Here is a 16,127-nt window from a genome sequence, read left to right as displayed (position 1 = left end):
GCGGCGAAAGGAAGAAAAAAACATGAGTTCTTTTGTGCATTTGCACGTTCACAGCGAATACAGTTTGCTGGACGGCGCTGCGCGTATTCCGGATCTCGTGGGTAAGGCTGCAGATCTCGGAATGACAACACTGGCGCTGACCGACCATGGCGTAATGTATGGTGCAATTCCTTTTTATAAAGCATGTATGGAGCGAGGCATCAAGCCGATCATAGGTTGCGAGGCATACATGACAGCGGGGTCCCGCAAAGAGCGGGGAAGTCGCAAGGATCACCCCATTCATCATTTGATTTTATTGGCCAAAAATATGACCGGTTATCGTAATCTGATGAAATTGTGCTCCATTGGACATCTCGAAGGTTTTCACTATAAACCACGTGTAGATATGGAAAGTCTGGCTGCCCATCATGAAGGCATTATCTGCCTCAGTGCATGTCTGGGCGGTGAAGTACCACAGCATCTGCTGCATGGACGAGAAGAAGAGGCAAGACGTGCGGCGTTACGCTACAAAAATATCTTTGGTGCCGACTTCTATCTGGAACTTCAGGATCATGGGCTTTCCGAGCAAAAAAGGGTAAATCCGCAGTTGATCAAACTGGCTACTGAACTTGAGATTCCACTTGTAGCGACCAATGATGCGCATTACCTGTCGGAAGAGGATGCTGAGCTTCAGGATGTGCTGATCTGTATCGGAACGGGCAAGACCGTGGATGATGAGAGTCGGCTTCGGATCGGAACCAATCAGCTCTATCTGAAAAGTGAAGAAGAGATGGCTCGCTTGTTTCCTCATGTACCGGAAGCTTTGGCGAACACCGTCCGCATTGCGGAGTCCTGTGAATTGGAGCTGGAATTCGGCAAATCGATTTTGCCGGAATACAGACCGCTTCCTGATGGGCTCAGCCCTTCGGCGTATCTGCATCAGCTGTGCGAAGAAGGAATGAAGGAGCGTTACGCGCAGTCCACGCGCTGGACAGATACGGAGCTTCGATCCGAACTTGAACAACGCCTGGCGTATGAACTGGGTGTAATCGACAGCATGGGGTTCTCGGATTATTTCCTGATTGTCTGGGATTTTATCGCCTATGCGCATAAGCAAGGAATTGTTACTGGACCAGGTCGGGGCTCCTCGGCAGGTAGTCTGGTAGCTTACACTTTGCACATTACCGATGTTGATCCGATGAAATACAATCTGCTCTTCGAACGGTTCTTGAATCCCGAGCGGATCTCGATGCCGGATATAGATATTGACTTCAGCGATGAGCGGCGGGATGAGGTCATTGATTATGTGGCGCATAAATATGGAAAAGCCCATGTCGCCCAGATTATTACGTTTGGAACGATGGCTGCCCGAGCGGCTGTACGTGATGTCGGGCGGGCACTGAATGTGCCTTATGGCGAAGTGGACAAGGCTGCGAAGCTGATTCCAGCGCAGCTCGGCATTAACATCGAGCGGGCCATGGAAGCTACACCTGAACTGAAGGCGCTGTATGAGACCAAACCGAAAACGCGTGAACTCCTCGATATGGCCATGAAGGTGGAAGGCATGCCACGTCATGCTTCGACGCATGCAGCGGGAGTGGTTATCTCTCGTGATCCGCTGACCGATGCGGTGCCGCTTCAAGAAGGCAGTGAAGGGACCGCGTTAACTCAGTATTCGATGGAAAACCTGGAGTCGATTGGGTTGCTCAAGATGGACTTTTTGGGTCTGCGTACCCTCTCAATCATTGAGCGTTGTGTGCGTTGGATTGGGGAACATGGAGAAATTCCGGACTTCCGTCTTATTCCTGATGATGATGCGTTAACGTACGAGATGCTTGGGCGAGGCGATACGATGGGCATATTCCAACTGGAATCTGCCGGGGTACGCCGTGTGCTGAAAGAGATGAAGCCGAGTGTATTTGAAGATGTAATCTCTGTACTTGCCTTGTACCGTCCGGGTCCGATGGAGTTCATATCCAAATACATTCAGGGCAAGCATGGACAGATCGAAGTGGATTACCCCCATGTGGATCTGGAGCCTATCCTGAAAGATACGTACGGGATCATCGTGTACCAGGAACAAATTATGCAGATTGCCTCCCGGATGGCGGGTTTCTCGCTGGGTGAAGCAGATTTGCTTCGCAGAGCGGTCTCCAAGAAGAAACGGGAAGTGCTGGATCTGGAGCGTGGACACTTTGTACAGGGCAGTCTGAAACAAGGGTATAGCGAAGAAGAGGCAGACCTGGTCTATGATATGATCGTCAAGTTTGCCAATTATGGCTTCCCGCGTGCTCATGCCGCGGCATATGGTGTGCTCGCGTTCCAGACGGCTTATCTGAAGGCGCATTATCCGGTTCATTTTATGGCATCCATGTTAACAGCTGTGATGGGTAGTCATCGTAAAGTGGCAGAGTACGTGGTGGAATGTCGTCGTATGGATATGGAGGTGCTTCCGCCAGATGTAAATGAGAGCGGTATTTTGTTTACGCCTGTATTTGTGCCGTCCGGCAGTGCAGGAACCGGGAATCAGAGCAGTGTATCCAAGCAGACTGCGGGAGCAGATGCAGAGAGTGATACCGGAAGCCTCGCTGAAGAACATGCTGGGAACAGTAACGGAAGTTCCTTCGACGAACATCCCGTTCATGAGCATAATGGTTATTCGGGACAAGCCGAATATGGTGAAGCACCTCTACCGGATGATCCCGGTCCTGGACCGGAAGAGGACAGTGGCGGATATGAGTGGCAGGCAGCGACATCCATGCCTGAGACATCCGACAACCGGAAGGAACCGGGATTGGTGACGGCTGCTTCAACGGAAAATGCTAATGACCAGGGACAAGAAGTGTCTTCTTCGCAAGCGGAGCAAAGTGAACTGTCCTTAGCAGAGAAGAATGTTGCAGTGTCTGATGAGAATCCGGATGATGCAAAATTAACGGGTGCAATACGGTTCGGCCTGGCCGCTGTGAAAAATGTCGGTACCCAAGCGATGGAGAGCATCATGATCGTAAGGCAGGAGAGACCGTTCGACAGTTTGCTCGATTTTTGTCGTCGCGTGGACTTGCGTGTATGCAACAAACGTGTAATTGAATCTCTGATCCAGGCAGGCGCTTTTGATACTTTGCCTGGACACCGGGCCCAATTGCTCGCAATGCTGGATGAGACAGTAGAGGCGGCGCTGAAATGGCGTAAGGAACGTGAGGATCTGCAGATTCAATTGTTCGATTTCGTAGAGACGCCGAACTGGGAGATCGAATATCCGGAAATCCCCCCTTATTCTTCAGGGCAGCAATTGGAGCTAGAGCGTGAGTTGTTAGGCTTGTATCTTTCCGGGCATCCGCTGGATGACTATGAAGATGTGCTGGAATCGAGTGGGGCTGACCGGATCATGGAGCTGACGGAGGCGGCTGACGACACGATGACCGTCGCCGCGGGTATGGTCGTGTCCGTGAAGTCGATTACGACGAAACAGGGCAAGGCCATGGCGTTCATGGAGCTGGAAGACCAGATTGAACGCTGCGAAGTGGTTCTCTTTCCCGAGGTATGGCGGCGTAGCCAGCAGCATGTCGGGAAAGGTGAACTGCTCGTCGTGCGTGCCAAAGTGCAGCAGCAAGACGAAGGGTTTAAGCTGCTGGCTGAGGAAGTGGCGCCGTTGTCACCGGCGGCATTGGAACAGCAGCTGCGCAGCCGTGACCGGCGCGGCAAGCCCGGCAGCGGCAGCTCTTCTCGCCCGGCGCAGGCGGCTTCGCCGCGGCGGCCAGCGGGCGCAGGAGCCGAAGCGCAGCGCAGCAGCGCAGGCGGGGAGGTTTCCGCTGTGCGTAGCAGCGTGAGCCAAGGCTCGGCAGCGACGCGCAGCGATGCAGCGGGCACGGGCGCAGCCACGGCGGCGCCTTCCCGGGCCGGCGGTGCCGCAGAGGCGGCTGGCAGCCCGGAGCAGAGCCGCGGACCGCGGGCGGTGGAGCAGCGGGTGTTCGTGAAGATCGCCCCGCATGCGGAGAAGCCGGAGCTTCTGGCCCGTCTGAAGCAGCTGCTCCAGGAGCATCCCGGACCTGTTGCGACGGTGCTCTTCTATGAGCAGCAACAGAAGCTGCTTGCCCTGAGTGATGCTTACAGGATCAAGCCATCACCAGCCTTGTTCTCCGATATGGAGAAGATGCTGGGTGAAGGCACGGTCAAAATTAAATAAGAGGCTATCCAGCAAAGAATAGCTCTTATTCCCATATATGAAACCTGTTCGGCTAAATGCTGAACGGGTTTTTTGGTGATTATTTTAGCGCGGTTTATTGACGACAGGGTTTAAACAAACGAATTGCAGACCAGTTATAGGCCAATCAAATGCCAGAGAGGAATGTACAATCTTATTTCATATCCGGGGGTGTTACTCAACTCAACCATCCGCACATTTTATGAACATTTTAACAGGTTGCTGCATACACTTGAGAACACCGAAGGACCTAGCGGTCCTCGGGGGATTGATGCGGGAGGTCGAGATATGTCATATGAAATCGTAGAAGCCATGCTGGCCCGGCGGGGTGTACGGATTGATGCCATCGCAGCAATTGTATACCGTTTGCAAAAAGGGTACCACCCCGAACTGACCTTGGACGACTGTGTAACCAGCGTGAAATCCGTTCTGCAGAAACGAGAGGTGCAATATACGCTCTATACCGGTATTGCTCTTGACGAACTTGCGGAGAAAAAACTCTTACCCCAACCGTTACAGGCTATTATGGAAGCGGATGAATCCCTGTATGGAGTGGACGAGACTCTGGCCCTCGGCATTACTCATGTGTATGGTATGATCGGTTTAACCAGCTTTGGTTATCTGGATAAAGAAAAAATAGGTGTTATTCATGATCTGAACGAACATGCAACAGCCATTCATGTCTTTTTGGATGATCTGGTCGCAGGGGTGGCGGCTGCCGCATCTGCCCGGATTGCACACAAAAATATTAAAGCCAAAAAATACCCCTCAGACCTGTAACCTCCTGCATTACCATGCTTATATGCTGTTGTCACTCCAATGGCTCATATGAAGTCATCAAGGGCGGCTGAGGCTGCCCTGATAGGCTTGATGCTGCTTATCGGAGGGGATGAACAAGAAGATTTCGTCAACCATATGAGTTATTCGTGGGGGACAAACGTCCCTCATGATCCCGAATTCTCCCCAAAGGTCCCGAACCCTTTCTTGCAGAAAAAAAGTGAGGTATGTTATCATTAGTCCAATATACGGGCTCTGAACATTAGCTTAGGGGGCGGACAAGGCATGTGGACGGTGATTTACATTGCGCCGACAGCAAAGGTTGCGGACAAGATCAAGACCAAGCTTTCGGAAGAAGGTTTTCTGGTACAGACCCGTCCCATCAGTTTATCCAAGCAGCAATTTGAGATTCGCGTCCCTTCTGGGGAATTGGAAGAGGTCCAGGAAGTGCTGAATTCCATTCTGCATTCCTGACTCGTTCGACATCGACGTGCCTTGGCAGATGAAGAAGTACCATCGGTACATAAGGGACTAATCGCGTAAGCGGAGAGAGGAATCGACTTGCATGTATTGTATGCTGCTGTCCTTCCTTCTTTTTTTGTTAGGACAAGGACCGAGCTGGTTGCTCCCGGAGACCCTACCAAGATAGATTCAAACATCGGCGCAACAATCTTTCGGTTATTGCAGGTAACATCAATCGTGCTGACAGAAGCCGCTGATCCTTGCCCTGTACCGGCGGATTTTTTTGTTGTGAATGCTGGACAAGGCCCATGGCAGCGTGTGGGTCGTAAGCGGTTTACCGTAGCACGCGGATGAAGCTGCCACAAGCAGCGAACTGCAGGTTGCGGCCATCAAATCAACGGCTGGAGAGGTGTAGTTGTGTTCAAAGATATATTCCAGAAGAAACGGAAGTACGCTACCATACCTTCCGAGCGTGCACTTCCCGGCGAAGGCCAGGAAGTCCTAGAACGCCCAAAACGTGAAATACCTGAAGGGCTTATGAACAAGTGCAGCAAATGCGGCACTATTCAATATAGCAAGGAATTGGAGAAAAATCTGAAAGTATGTCCTGCTTGCGGTTACCATATGCGCCTTAACGCTATGGAGCGCATTGCTATGGTACTTGATGATCAAGGGTTTGTTGAGTTTGACGCTGATATGATATCGGTTGATCCACTTGGCTTTCCTGGATATAGCAACAAACTGGAACAACAGCGCCTGAAATCGGGTCTGAAAGAAGCGGTAATTACGGGGGAAGGAACCATTGATGGCCTGCCTGTAGTTGTCGCTGTCATGAGTTTTGATTTCTTCACAGGCAGCATGGGTTCTGTTGTAGGGGAGAAAATCACCCGTGCCATTGAGCATGCAACAGAGAAACGCCTGCCATTGATCATTTTCTCCACATCAGGTGGTGCCCGGATGCAGGAGAGTATTCTCAGTCTGATGCAAATGGCCAAAACAAGCGCAGCTTTATCCCGTTTGGATGAACAGGGCGGGCTGTATATTTCGGTCATTACGGACCCAACGACAGGTGGAGTCTCGGCAAGTTTTGCTAGCCTGGGCGATATTAACATTGCCGAACCTGGCGCTGTATTTGGTTTTGCCGGCAGAATCGTTATCGAACAGACGATCCGTCAGAAGTTACCTGATGATTTCCAGACGGCTGAATTTAATATGCAACACGGTCAGTTGGACATGGTTGTGCACCGGAAAGAACTTCGGGCCACTCTTGGCAAGCTTCTGGATATGCATAGTGAAAAAGGAGGGGTCTAAATGGCGGGTGAGTTGCCATATGAAGCGCCTCTGGTTGAGATGCGCAAAAAGATTGATGAACTCGTACAGTTTGGACAGGAAAAAGGCATTGACTTCACGGATGAGATTGCCCGCCTGGAAGAACGTTACCATAGACTTGAAGAAGAGATTTACACTGGCATAACGGCAGCTCAGAAGATGCATCTGGCGCGTCATCAGCAGCGCCCAACGGCGCTGGACCTGATCCAGCTGATATTTACAGATTTCATTGAGCTGCATGGTGACCGCATGTTCGGAGACGATCTTGCGGTTGTTGGTGGGCTTGCCAAGTTGAATGGAAAGACAGTAACGGTAATTGGACAACAGCGGGGGAAGGATACCAAGGATAACATCGCCCGCTTTTTCGGGAGCGCTCATCCGGAAGGTTTCCGAAAAGGGCTGCGTCTGATGAAACAAGCGAACAAATTTGGGCGTCCTATTATTACGTTTATTGATACTAAAGGGGCGTATCCGGGTAATACTGCAGAAGAGAGAGGTCAATCGGAAGCTATTGCTCGCAACCTGATGGAAATGGCGAAGCTTTCGGTCCCTGTTATTGTTGTGGTCATCGGCGAAGGTGGAAGCGGCGGTGCCCTCGCTATGGCTGTGGGTAATCGTGTGTTGATGCTGGAACATGCGATCTATTCTGCGATCTCTCCGAACGGGGCTGCTTCGATTCTCTGGAAGGATGCATCCAAGGCAGATCAGGCGGCTGAAGCGATGAAAATAACAGCCAAGGACCTCCTGGAGATGGAAGTCATTGAAGATATCATCCCTGAGCCACGCGGTGGTGCTCACCGGGATTATGAAGCGTCTGCTGCTTTCATCAGTGAAGCTTTGGTCCGTCATCTCGACGAGATGAAGGGTTGGAGCGGGGATCAGCTGAAACAGGATCGTTATGAGAAATTCCGTAAAATTGGATCGGTCACGTTTGAACCTCAAGCACCCATTGAAGCCCCTCAAGAGCCTGTAGAAGTCGATGCGGCGAGTAATTTGTCGGGAAATGCTGAATAATGTGACGAATTTCCTATACAAATGAGTAAAAGTATAGTAAATTTAATAGTTGGAAAAAGAAAAATAGATAAAGAGATATACCTTTAAAATCGGAGGAAACCCAAAATGCGCAAAACGAAAATTGTATGTACCATTGGTCCATCCAGTGAATCTCTGGAGAACACCAAAAAATTGATCATGGCCGGTATGAATGTGGCCCGTCTGAACTTCTCCCACGGTGATTTCGATGAGCACGGCGGACGGATCATTGCGATTCGCCAAGCATGCGAAGAGTTGAACAAAACAGTAGCGATCCTGCTGGACACCAAAGGACCGGAAATTCGGACAGGTAAACTCGAAGTTGAGCCGATTGAATTGGTTCAAGACGAGTACATCACTTTGACAACAGAAGAAATTCTGGGCACCAAAGAACGTCTTTCCATTACGTATACAGATCTTCCGAATGATGTTGAACCGGGATCTACAATTCTGATCGACGACGGTCTGATCGGACTGACTGTGGTGGAAGTGCAAGGCACCGAGATCAAATGCCGTATCGTTAACGGTGGTTCGATCAAAAGTAAAAAAGGTGTTAACGTTCCGGGCGTTGCCATTTCTCTGCCGGGTATCACTGAAAAAGACGCTAACGATATCGTATTCGGTATTGAGCAAGGTGTCGATTTCATCGCGGCTTCTTTTGTTCGTAAAGCGAGTGACGTACTTGAGATTCGTGAATTGCTTGAAAAACACAATGCTGGACATATCCAAATCATCTCCAAAATCGAAAACCAACAAGGTGTCGACAACCTCGATGAAATCCTTGAAGTGTCTGACGGCCTGATGGTTGCTCGTGGAGACCTGGGTGTTGAGATTCCTGCGGAAGAAGTACCATTGGTACAAAAACGCATGATCCAAAAATGTAATGTTGCAGGTAAACCGGTTATCACAGCTACACAAATGCTGGATTCCATGCAACGTAACCCGCGTCCAACACGTGCGGAAGCAAGTGACGTGGCGAATGCGATCTTCGACGGTACGGACGCAATCATGTTGTCCGGTGAGACAGCTGCGGGTAAATACCCAGTTGAATCCGTTCTGACCATGTCCCGTATTGCTGAAAAAGCAGAATCTGCTCTGCCTTACCAAGAATTGTACCTGAAACAACGTGTTGCTCAACAAACAACCGTTACAGAAGCAATCAGCCAATCAGTTGCCCTCCAAGCTCAAGATTTGAACGCGAAAGCGATCATTACTTCGACTGAATCAGGACACACTGCACGCATGATTTCCAAGTATCGTCCAGAATCTCCAATCATCGCTGTGACAACGGAAGACAGAACTTCCCGTCGTTTGGCTCTGGCTTGGGGTGTAACTCCTGTCAAAGGAAGACTGGTTGATTCCACGGATGCTTTGTTCGAAAATGCAATTGAAGGCGGCGTAAAATCCGGACTTGTTAAAGAAGGAGACCTCGTTGTGATCACAGCAGGTGTACCTTTGGGACGTTCCGGTTCTACGAACCTGATTAAAGTAAGCCAAATTCCAAACAACGCTTAATTGCGTTTTGGATGGAGAAGCATCAGGAAAGAAGCAATGGGGCGTTATTGTCCCGTTGCTTTTTTTCCATCTTAATGACACTTTACAGCGATGTAACACGTATGAATGGTAGAGCGAAGGAGGCCGATAACGTGCAAGAACAGATCAACGGTAGCTGGTATGCGGCACGTCTTCGTGTGCGCTATCAAGAAAGTGACCAGATGGGCGTAGTTTATCACGCGAATTATTTGAACTGGTTTGAAATCGGTCGTACTGAGATGATTCGCCAAATGGGGTATACATATCGTAAAATGGAGGAACAGGGGTTACTGCTTCCCGTAACTGGACTGGATGTGAAGTATCATAAACCTGCCCGATATGATGATGAGATTATCATTTTCACCCGTATTGCTGCATTTAGTGGTCTGCGACTGAACTATGAGTACGACATAAGGCGCATGTCTGAAGAACCTGATGAGCATATGGCGATTGGAGAACGGGTATGGTCAGCTGATGAACCACTCCCCGGTGAACGGCTGGTTACAGGTTCTACCCAGCATGTATGGGTGAATGGAGACTGGAAGCCGGTTCGGCTGGATAAGGCAGCCTCTGAGCTATACAGCGCGCTTGAAAAGGTGTGGCTTTCGGGAAAGGGGTAATACGTCAATGCGAAAATGGATGTGGGCTTTACTATTAATCATTCCGGTGATTGAATTATTTGGTTTCATTCTGATGAGTGACTGGATTGGAGCCGGAAAGACATTGCTTCTCATGATCCTCACGTCCTTGATTGGTATAGCAATGTTGCAGTTTGAAGGACGAAAAGTACTTGTGGACGCCAAATCCGAGATGGAGCGCGGCAAGGTACCTGGTAGAAAAATGGTTGATGGTCTTTTTATTTTCGTCGGTGGTTTCTTGCTCTTGATTCCAGGCTTTGTAACGGATCTGATCGGGTTTACACTGGTGTTTCCATTAACACGTCCGGTATACCGTCTGTTCTTCCTGGGTTGGCTGGAGAAGAAAATGAAAAGTGGCAACATCACGTTCTATCGTCGTCCGAAATGAAAAAAACACGAGTTGTTATGCAAAAAGGCTCCGCTCAGCAGATGATTTCTGTTGAACGAAGCCTTTTTTTATTTGTCCTGCGTGCTCATAAGGTCATGCTTCATCGGACACGTCCGTTGATGATATATGTTCTGAGGTCGCGTAATACGTTAGCCCGATTGAACGCATCGAGGATGACCAGACTGACAGGACCAATAATCAAACCCAGTACACCGAACAGCTTCAATCCTACGAACATGCCAACCAGCGTGGCGAGCGGGTCGAGGCCTACACTGCTGGCAAGTACCTTGGGTTCAATAATCTGACGGGCGATCAGCAAAATAAGATAGATAACACTAATGCCAATCCCCAGATACAGATCCCCATTCATAAACAGATATGCTGCCCAAGGCACCATGACCAGACCGACACCCAGATAAGGAAGCAGATCGACCAAACCAATCATCAGAGCGATGGTGAAGGCTGAATTGACTTGCAGTATAAGCAGTCCAATCATGACGAATAGTGCTGTAATCGAGATCATGATCAACTGCGCTCTTGCGTATCCGAACAGTGCCTTCTTAAGGTCAGTCCAAATGTCGGATATCGGCTTGCGAATGGAAGAGGGTACCCAACCTGAGACGGTGATGCTGTGCCTAGTCCAACTTTTGCTAATGAAGAACGTAGACAACAGAACAACGATTAATACCGCGCCCATGTTAGGCAGGGAGGTCAGCAGACTTAGAATCATATTGAAAAATCCGGTGACCAGATCTGTCACGGCTGTACCCACCGTTTCCGTCGTTTTACTAATATTGCTGTTGATGGTTTCCTGATAGTTCGGATTTTCCTTGTAAAACTCATTGATCTGTGCAATCAAACTTTGAATCGTGTCATTCTGAGTCCAGCGCACAAACGTGTCTTTGATCTCATCAACGTGGAGATCGAAGCTTGTCGTCAGTGAAATGACTTCTTTCACCATACGGGTCACTGCTGCGGACAACACCACTGCAATGGCTCCGAAATAAAGGATCAATGAAAGAGTCACAGCCAGCCAGCGGGGGAATCGTGCTCGATGCTGAAGCAGCTTCACCAATGGATTCATGGCGTAGGCAATTATCCAGGCGATCGCAAAAGGGTATAAGAGCGGAAACAGCAAGTATATGGCAACGGCGATCAGAACGGTCGCAATAATCACCCATAAGCCGCGAAGCAGACGTTTCATTATAATTCTATCCAAGCATCAACTCTCCTTAGTTCAATTAAGCCGACCTATGTATCATCCGTGAAACAGTATTAAAAATAGATGGCTATCTTAATTAATATAGAGCATTTACAAGGTTTTGAAACGCCGGGATGTTACACTCTAACAGAATCATTCTTTTGCCTAGAGTATGCCTCAGTATTACAGAATATAGCAATAGAAAGTTCTTCATACGACAGAATTGGTTAAAAAACATTAAATGTCAACCCTGTTTTTGTAAAGGCTTTCAAAAATGCTTTATCAGTCCGATAAAGAAGTTTGATGTGCGAATGATCTCTCATCATGTTCACATAAACGACAAAATCCAGTATGATGTTATAAGTAAATACCGATTGACAGATAGGAAAACCGTATTTTGGATTATTTGGTAATTTTAAAATGAAAATGTTTACAAAAAGAGGATAGGTGCATTTTGGCACTTATATGACACTCTGGAATGGTTCCTGATTTCGCTTATTAAAGGAGAGATGTAATATGACAGCTACCAAAGGTCTGGAAGGCATCGTTGCAACAACCTCTTCGATCAGCTCTATTGTAGACGGTGTGCTTACATACCGTGGTTACGATATCGACGATTTGGCTGAACATGCCAGCTTTGAAGAAGTTGCCTATTTGTTGTGGTTTGGTAAATTGCCGACAACAGATGAACTGAAATCCCTTCGCAAAAGCCTGAGCGATTACGCGCCGATTCCGAGCGAGTTGATTGCACAAATCCAATTGTATCCGAAAAACGTCAGCACCATGGCAGCACTTCGTTCCGCAATCTCTGCACTTGCACTGTACGACGAGCAAGCGGATGAGATGACAACGGAAGCGAATGAGAACAAAGCCGTTAAGTTGCAAGCACAGTTGCCAACGATTGTGGCAGCCATCGCCCGTATTCGTCAGGGCAAAGAACCTGTGGCTCCAAAAGAAGGCGCTTCCATCGCAGAGAACTTTTTATATATGATGACTGGTGAAGAACCGTCCGAGACCGCAGTAAAAGCACTGGACCAAGCGCTTGTCCTACATGCGGATCACGAGTTGAACGCTTCGACATTTGCAGCCCGTGTAACGGTTGCGACACTGTCGGATATCTATTCAGGTGTAACTTCCGCCATCGGCGCACTGAAGGGACCACTGCATGGCGGTGCGAATGAAGCCGTTATGAAAATGTTGAATGAGATCGGTACGCCTGATCGTCTGGAAGCGGCAATTCAGGAAAAACTGAACAACCGTGAAAAGATCATGGGCTTTGGACATCGCGTATACAAAAACGGTGATCCACGTGCCAAACATCTGCAGAAGATGTCCAAGGAACTGGGCGAGCTGAACAATGACACACGTCTGTATGATATGTCTGTGAAGATCGAGGAACTGGTAACAGGACAAAAAGGACTGAAGCCAAACGTAGACTTCTACTCTGCTTCTGTATATACCCAACTGGAGATTCAACAGGAATTGTTTACGCCGATCTTTGCCATCAGCCGGGTATCTGGTTGGACTGCACATATTTTGGAACAGCTTGCGGACAATCGCATCATTCGTCCACGTGCGGAGTACACAGGCCCTACTGAACAGAAATACGTTTCTATTGAACTTCGCTAATAGCCGCAAAACCAGTATAATAATATGGACGAGGTGAAGGGTTGGAAAGCAGGGGCGTTACATGCTTGGGCTCTCAGGACCCTTCCTTCAACAAGACTAGTGGTATGATGAATACTGCATATACAAAACCTAGGAGGAATTTTAACTATGAAATTAGAAAAATTTGCTCACCCAACTGAAGGCGAAAAAATTCAAATTGATAACGGTACACTTCAAGTACCTAGTAACCCAATCATTCCATTTATCGAAGGTGACGGTACAGGCCGTGACATCTGGAAAGCTTCCAAACGTGTATTGGATGCAGCTGTTGAAAAAGCATACGATGGCAACAAAAAAATTGCATGGTATGAAGTGTTTGCTGGACAAAAGGCATTCGATACATACGGTGAGTGGTTGCCGAATGATACGCTTGAAGCCATTCGCGAGTATATCGTAGCAATCAAAGGACCATTGACTACGCCAATCGGTGGCGGTATCCGTTCCCTGAACGTAGCCCTGCGCCAAGAGCTTGACCTGTATACTTGCTTGCGTCCTGTTCGTTATTTTGACGGTGTACCTTCTCCGGTAAAACGTCCTGAGCTGGTAGACATGGTCATTTTCCGTGAGAATACGGAAGATATCTATGCAGGAATCGAGTATGCTGAAGGTTCTGAAGAAGTGAAAAAAGTGATCCAGTTCTTGCAACAAGAGATGGGTGCTAACAAAATTCGTTTCCCTGAAACTTCCGGTATTGGTATCAAACCCGTATCTTCCGAAGGTTCAAAACGTTTGGTACGTGCAGCAGTGCAGTACGCAATTGACCATAACCGTAAGACGGTTACATTGGTACACAAAGGTAATATCATGAAATTCACCGAAGGTGCCTTCAAAAACTGGGGATACGAAGTGGCTGAAGAAGAGTTCGCTGATAAAGTATTCACATGGGCACAATACGACATCATCAAAGAAAACGAAGGTACAGATGCAGCGAATGCAGCACAAAAAGCTGCTGAAGATGCTGGTAAAATCATCGTAAAAGATGCGATTGCCGATATCGCTCTGCAACAAGTATTGACTCGTCCAGGCGAGTTTGATGTAATCGCAACCCTGAACCTGAACGGTGACTATCTGTCCGATGCACTTGCAGCGCAAGTTGGCGGAATTGGTATCGCTCCTGGAGCGAACATCAACTACGTAACAGGACATGCTATCTTCGAAGCAACTCACGGTACTGCACCTAAATACGCGGACAAAGATGTCGTGAACCCTGGTTCCGTTATTCTGTCCGGCGTAATGTTGCTTGAGCACTTGGGATGGCAGGAAGCCGCTAACCTGATCTACAAAGGTATGGAAACATCCATTAACAATAAAACAGTAACGTATGACTTTGCACGTCTGATGGACGGCGCTACTGAAGTGAAATGTTCTGAATTCGCTGATCAAATCATTAAAAACCTGTAAGGGGAGATGTGAATCTTGACTATTCAGCGCAAAAAAATCACAGTAGTCGGCGCCGGGTTTACCGGTGCTACGACCGCATTAATGCTTGCCCAAAAAGAACTCGGGGATGTTGTGCTGGTTGATATTCCTCAACTGGAGAACCCGACGAAGGGGAAAGCACTCGATATGATGGAAGCGAGTCCAGTTCAAGGATTTGACAGCCATATCGTCGGTACTTCCAACTATGAGGATACAGCAGGTTCTGAGATTGTAATCATCACGGCTGGCATCGCCCGTAAACCGGGTATGAGCCGTGATGATCTGGTCAATACGAATGCGGGTATCGTGAAGTCCGTTTGTGAAAATGTGAAAAAATATTGCCCTGATTCCATCGTCATTATTCTAAGCAACCCGGTGGATGCGATGACTTATGCAGCTTATCAGACCCTGGGTTTTCCTAAAAACCGTGTTATCGGTCAGTCAGGTGTCCTTGATACAGCGCGTTATTGTACCTTCATTGCGCAAGAGTTGAATGTATCTGTTGAAGATGTTCGTGGATTCGTTCTTGGCGGCCACGGAGATGATATGGTACCTCTCGTTCGTTATTCGAGCGTAGGTGGCATTCCGATCGATACGCTGATTCCGGCAGACCGCATCGAATCCATCGTTCAGCGCACACGCGTTGGCGGTGGTGAAATTGTGAATCTGCTCGGTAACGGCAGTGCATATTATGCACCAGCAGCTTCACTCGTTCAGATGACCGAAGCGATTTTGAAGGACAAAAAACGCATCATTCCAGTGATCGCTTATCTTGAAGGTGAATATGGCTACAATGATCTGTTCCTCGGTGTACCAACTATTCTGGGTGGTAACGGTATCGAGAAAATATTCGAACTTGAACTGACCACGGAAGAAAAAGCAGGATTGGATAAATCAGCTGATTCGGTTCGTAACGTCATTTCGGTAGTAAACCTGTAAGTTTGAAAACTTTTTGACAGGTATAGAGAGAAAACCTCCGGTAAACCCGGAGGTTTTCTTTTCTTTGGATAAGTTCCCCAGTATAATGGGATGTGATGTATAGCACACCGAAAATGTTGAGGAGGATGAAAATTTTGGGAATGATTATGTATCTGCTCCATATTGTTGGAGCACTGGCGATGGGATTCTATCTGATTCTGCCGTTCGTGGTCGGTAAAATCCGTACTTTGAATGCTGCAGCACAAGAGGGAGCATTTGCGTCGCTACGTTCTTTGAACAAAATCGCGCAGTACGGACTTGTGATTCAACTTCTTACGGGTGGTTACCTGATGACAAAAGGCGAGTATTCTTATGTGTGGATGGCTGTTGTTGTCGTTCTGCTCTTGGCTATTGCGGCTATTGGAGGAATTATGGGTAAACCGTTGCGACTCGCTGCAGAAGGTGTGAAAAACAAGCGGGATGTGGGTGCAGAGCAAAGCAAAATCCGTATGTTCAGTACACTGCTGGCTGTATTCTTGCTAATCATGGTGTACCTGATGGTGAATAACCAAGTGATCTAAG

The 16,127-nt window shown here is 48.2% G+C and carries 14 protein-coding genes; 13 read left to right on the top strand and 1 reads right to left on the bottom strand.

Features of this window, described 5'->3' with window-relative positions:
- The first annotated feature begins 22 nt into the window (after window positions 1-22).
- The 9 genes from OM416_RS12915 (at window position 23) to OM416_RS12875 (ending at window position 10,339) form a co-directional block, all read left to right on the top strand.
- Window positions 23-4,162 carry a DNA polymerase III subunit alpha gene (locus OM416_RS12915; RefSeq protein WP_264929810.1) on the top strand — a complete coding sequence of 1,380 codons (4,140 nt, stop codon included), beginning with the start codon at window positions 23-25 and terminating at the stop codon, window positions 4,160-4,162.
- Between the two features lie 306 nt (window positions 4,163-4,468).
- Window positions 4,469-4,960 (top strand): phosphatidylglycerophosphatase A, encoded by a 492-nt coding sequence (locus OM416_RS12910; protein ID WP_062833545.1) that lies wholly within the window; start codon window positions 4,469-4,471, stop codon window positions 4,958-4,960.
- 282 nt (window positions 4,961-5,242) lie between these two features.
- Window positions 5,243-5,431 carry a hypothetical protein gene (locus OM416_RS12905; protein ID WP_017689496.1) on the top strand — a complete coding sequence of 63 codons (189 nt, stop codon included), beginning with the start codon at window positions 5,243-5,245 and terminating at the stop codon, window positions 5,429-5,431.
- A gap of 87 nt (window positions 5,432-5,518) precedes the next feature.
- Window positions 5,519-5,773: a hypothetical protein gene (locus OM416_RS12900; RefSeq protein WP_264929809.1), complete on the top strand. Its 255-nt coding sequence runs from the start codon at window positions 5,519-5,521 to the stop codon at window positions 5,771-5,773.
- Window positions 5,774-5,836: 63 nt separating this feature from the next.
- A complete protein-coding gene (accD, locus tag OM416_RS12895; protein ID WP_036609844.1) occupies window positions 5,837-6,730 on the top strand; it encodes an acetyl-CoA carboxylase, carboxyltransferase subunit beta in 894 nt (297 codons plus the stop codon).
- Window positions 6,731-7,762, top strand: a complete 1,032-nt coding sequence (locus tag OM416_RS12890) for an acetyl-CoA carboxylase carboxyltransferase subunit alpha (RefSeq protein ID WP_264929808.1) — start codon at window positions 6,731-6,733, stop codon at window positions 7,760-7,762. It begins immediately after the preceding gene.
- A gap of 105 nt (window positions 7,763-7,867) precedes the next feature.
- A complete protein-coding gene (pyk, locus tag OM416_RS12885; protein ID WP_017689492.1) occupies window positions 7,868-9,295 on the top strand; it encodes a pyruvate kinase in 1,428 nt (475 codons plus the stop codon).
- Between the two features lie 101 nt (window positions 9,296-9,396).
- A complete protein-coding gene (locus OM416_RS12880) occupies window positions 9,397-9,933 on the top strand; it encodes an acyl-CoA thioesterase (protein ID WP_413775781.1) in 537 nt (178 codons plus the stop codon).
- A gap of 7 nt (window positions 9,934-9,940) precedes the next feature.
- Window positions 9,941-10,339 carry an FxsA family protein gene (locus OM416_RS12875; RefSeq protein ID WP_062833549.1) on the top strand — a complete coding sequence of 133 codons (399 nt, stop codon included), beginning with the start codon at window positions 9,941-9,943 and terminating at the stop codon, window positions 10,337-10,339.
- A gap of 100 nt (window positions 10,340-10,439) precedes the next feature.
- On the opposite strand, the gene ytvI is transcribed toward OM416_RS12875, so the two are convergent.
- The gene (ytvI, locus tag OM416_RS12870; protein ID WP_264929806.1) at window positions 10,440-11,558 is read right to left on the bottom strand and encodes a sporulation integral membrane protein YtvI; all 1,119 of its coding nucleotides are present in this window, start codon (window positions 11,556-11,558) and stop codon (window positions 10,440-10,442) included.
- A 498-nt stretch (window positions 11,559-12,056) separates the two neighbouring features.
- On the opposite strand from ytvI, the gene citZ reads away from it, so the two are divergent.
- The 4 genes from citZ to OM416_RS12850 all read left to right on the top strand — a co-directional run bounded on the left by citZ (window position 12,057) and on the right by OM416_RS12850 (window position 16,126).
- Entirely contained in the window at window positions 12,057-13,169 is a 1,113-nt protein-coding gene (gene citZ, locus OM416_RS12865) for a citrate synthase (RefSeq protein ID WP_264929804.1), read from the top strand.
- Between the two features lie 147 nt (window positions 13,170-13,316).
- Window positions 13,317-14,609, top strand: a complete 1,293-nt coding sequence (gene icd / locus OM416_RS12860; protein ID WP_036609828.1) for an NADP-dependent isocitrate dehydrogenase — start codon at window positions 13,317-13,319, stop codon at window positions 14,607-14,609.
- 15 nt (window positions 14,610-14,624) lie between these two features.
- Window positions 14,625-15,566, top strand: coding sequence for a malate dehydrogenase (gene mdh, locus OM416_RS12855; protein ID WP_211081069.1), 942 nt, complete (start codon window positions 14,625-14,627; stop codon window positions 15,564-15,566).
- Between the two features lie 134 nt (window positions 15,567-15,700).
- Window positions 15,701-16,126, top strand: a complete 426-nt coding sequence (locus tag OM416_RS12850) for a hypothetical protein (RefSeq protein WP_264929802.1) — start codon at window positions 15,701-15,703, stop codon at window positions 16,124-16,126.
- The last annotated feature ends 1 nt before the right edge of the window (window position 16,127 follow it).

Origin of the sequence: Paenibacillus sp. LS1, from assembly GCF_026013365.1 — a bacterium.
Lineage (GTDB): Bacteria > Bacillota > Bacilli > Paenibacillales > Paenibacillaceae > Paenibacillus.
The sequence above is the reverse complement of the archived record's forward strand: the minus strand, read 5'-3'. Positions and strand labels throughout refer to the sequence as shown.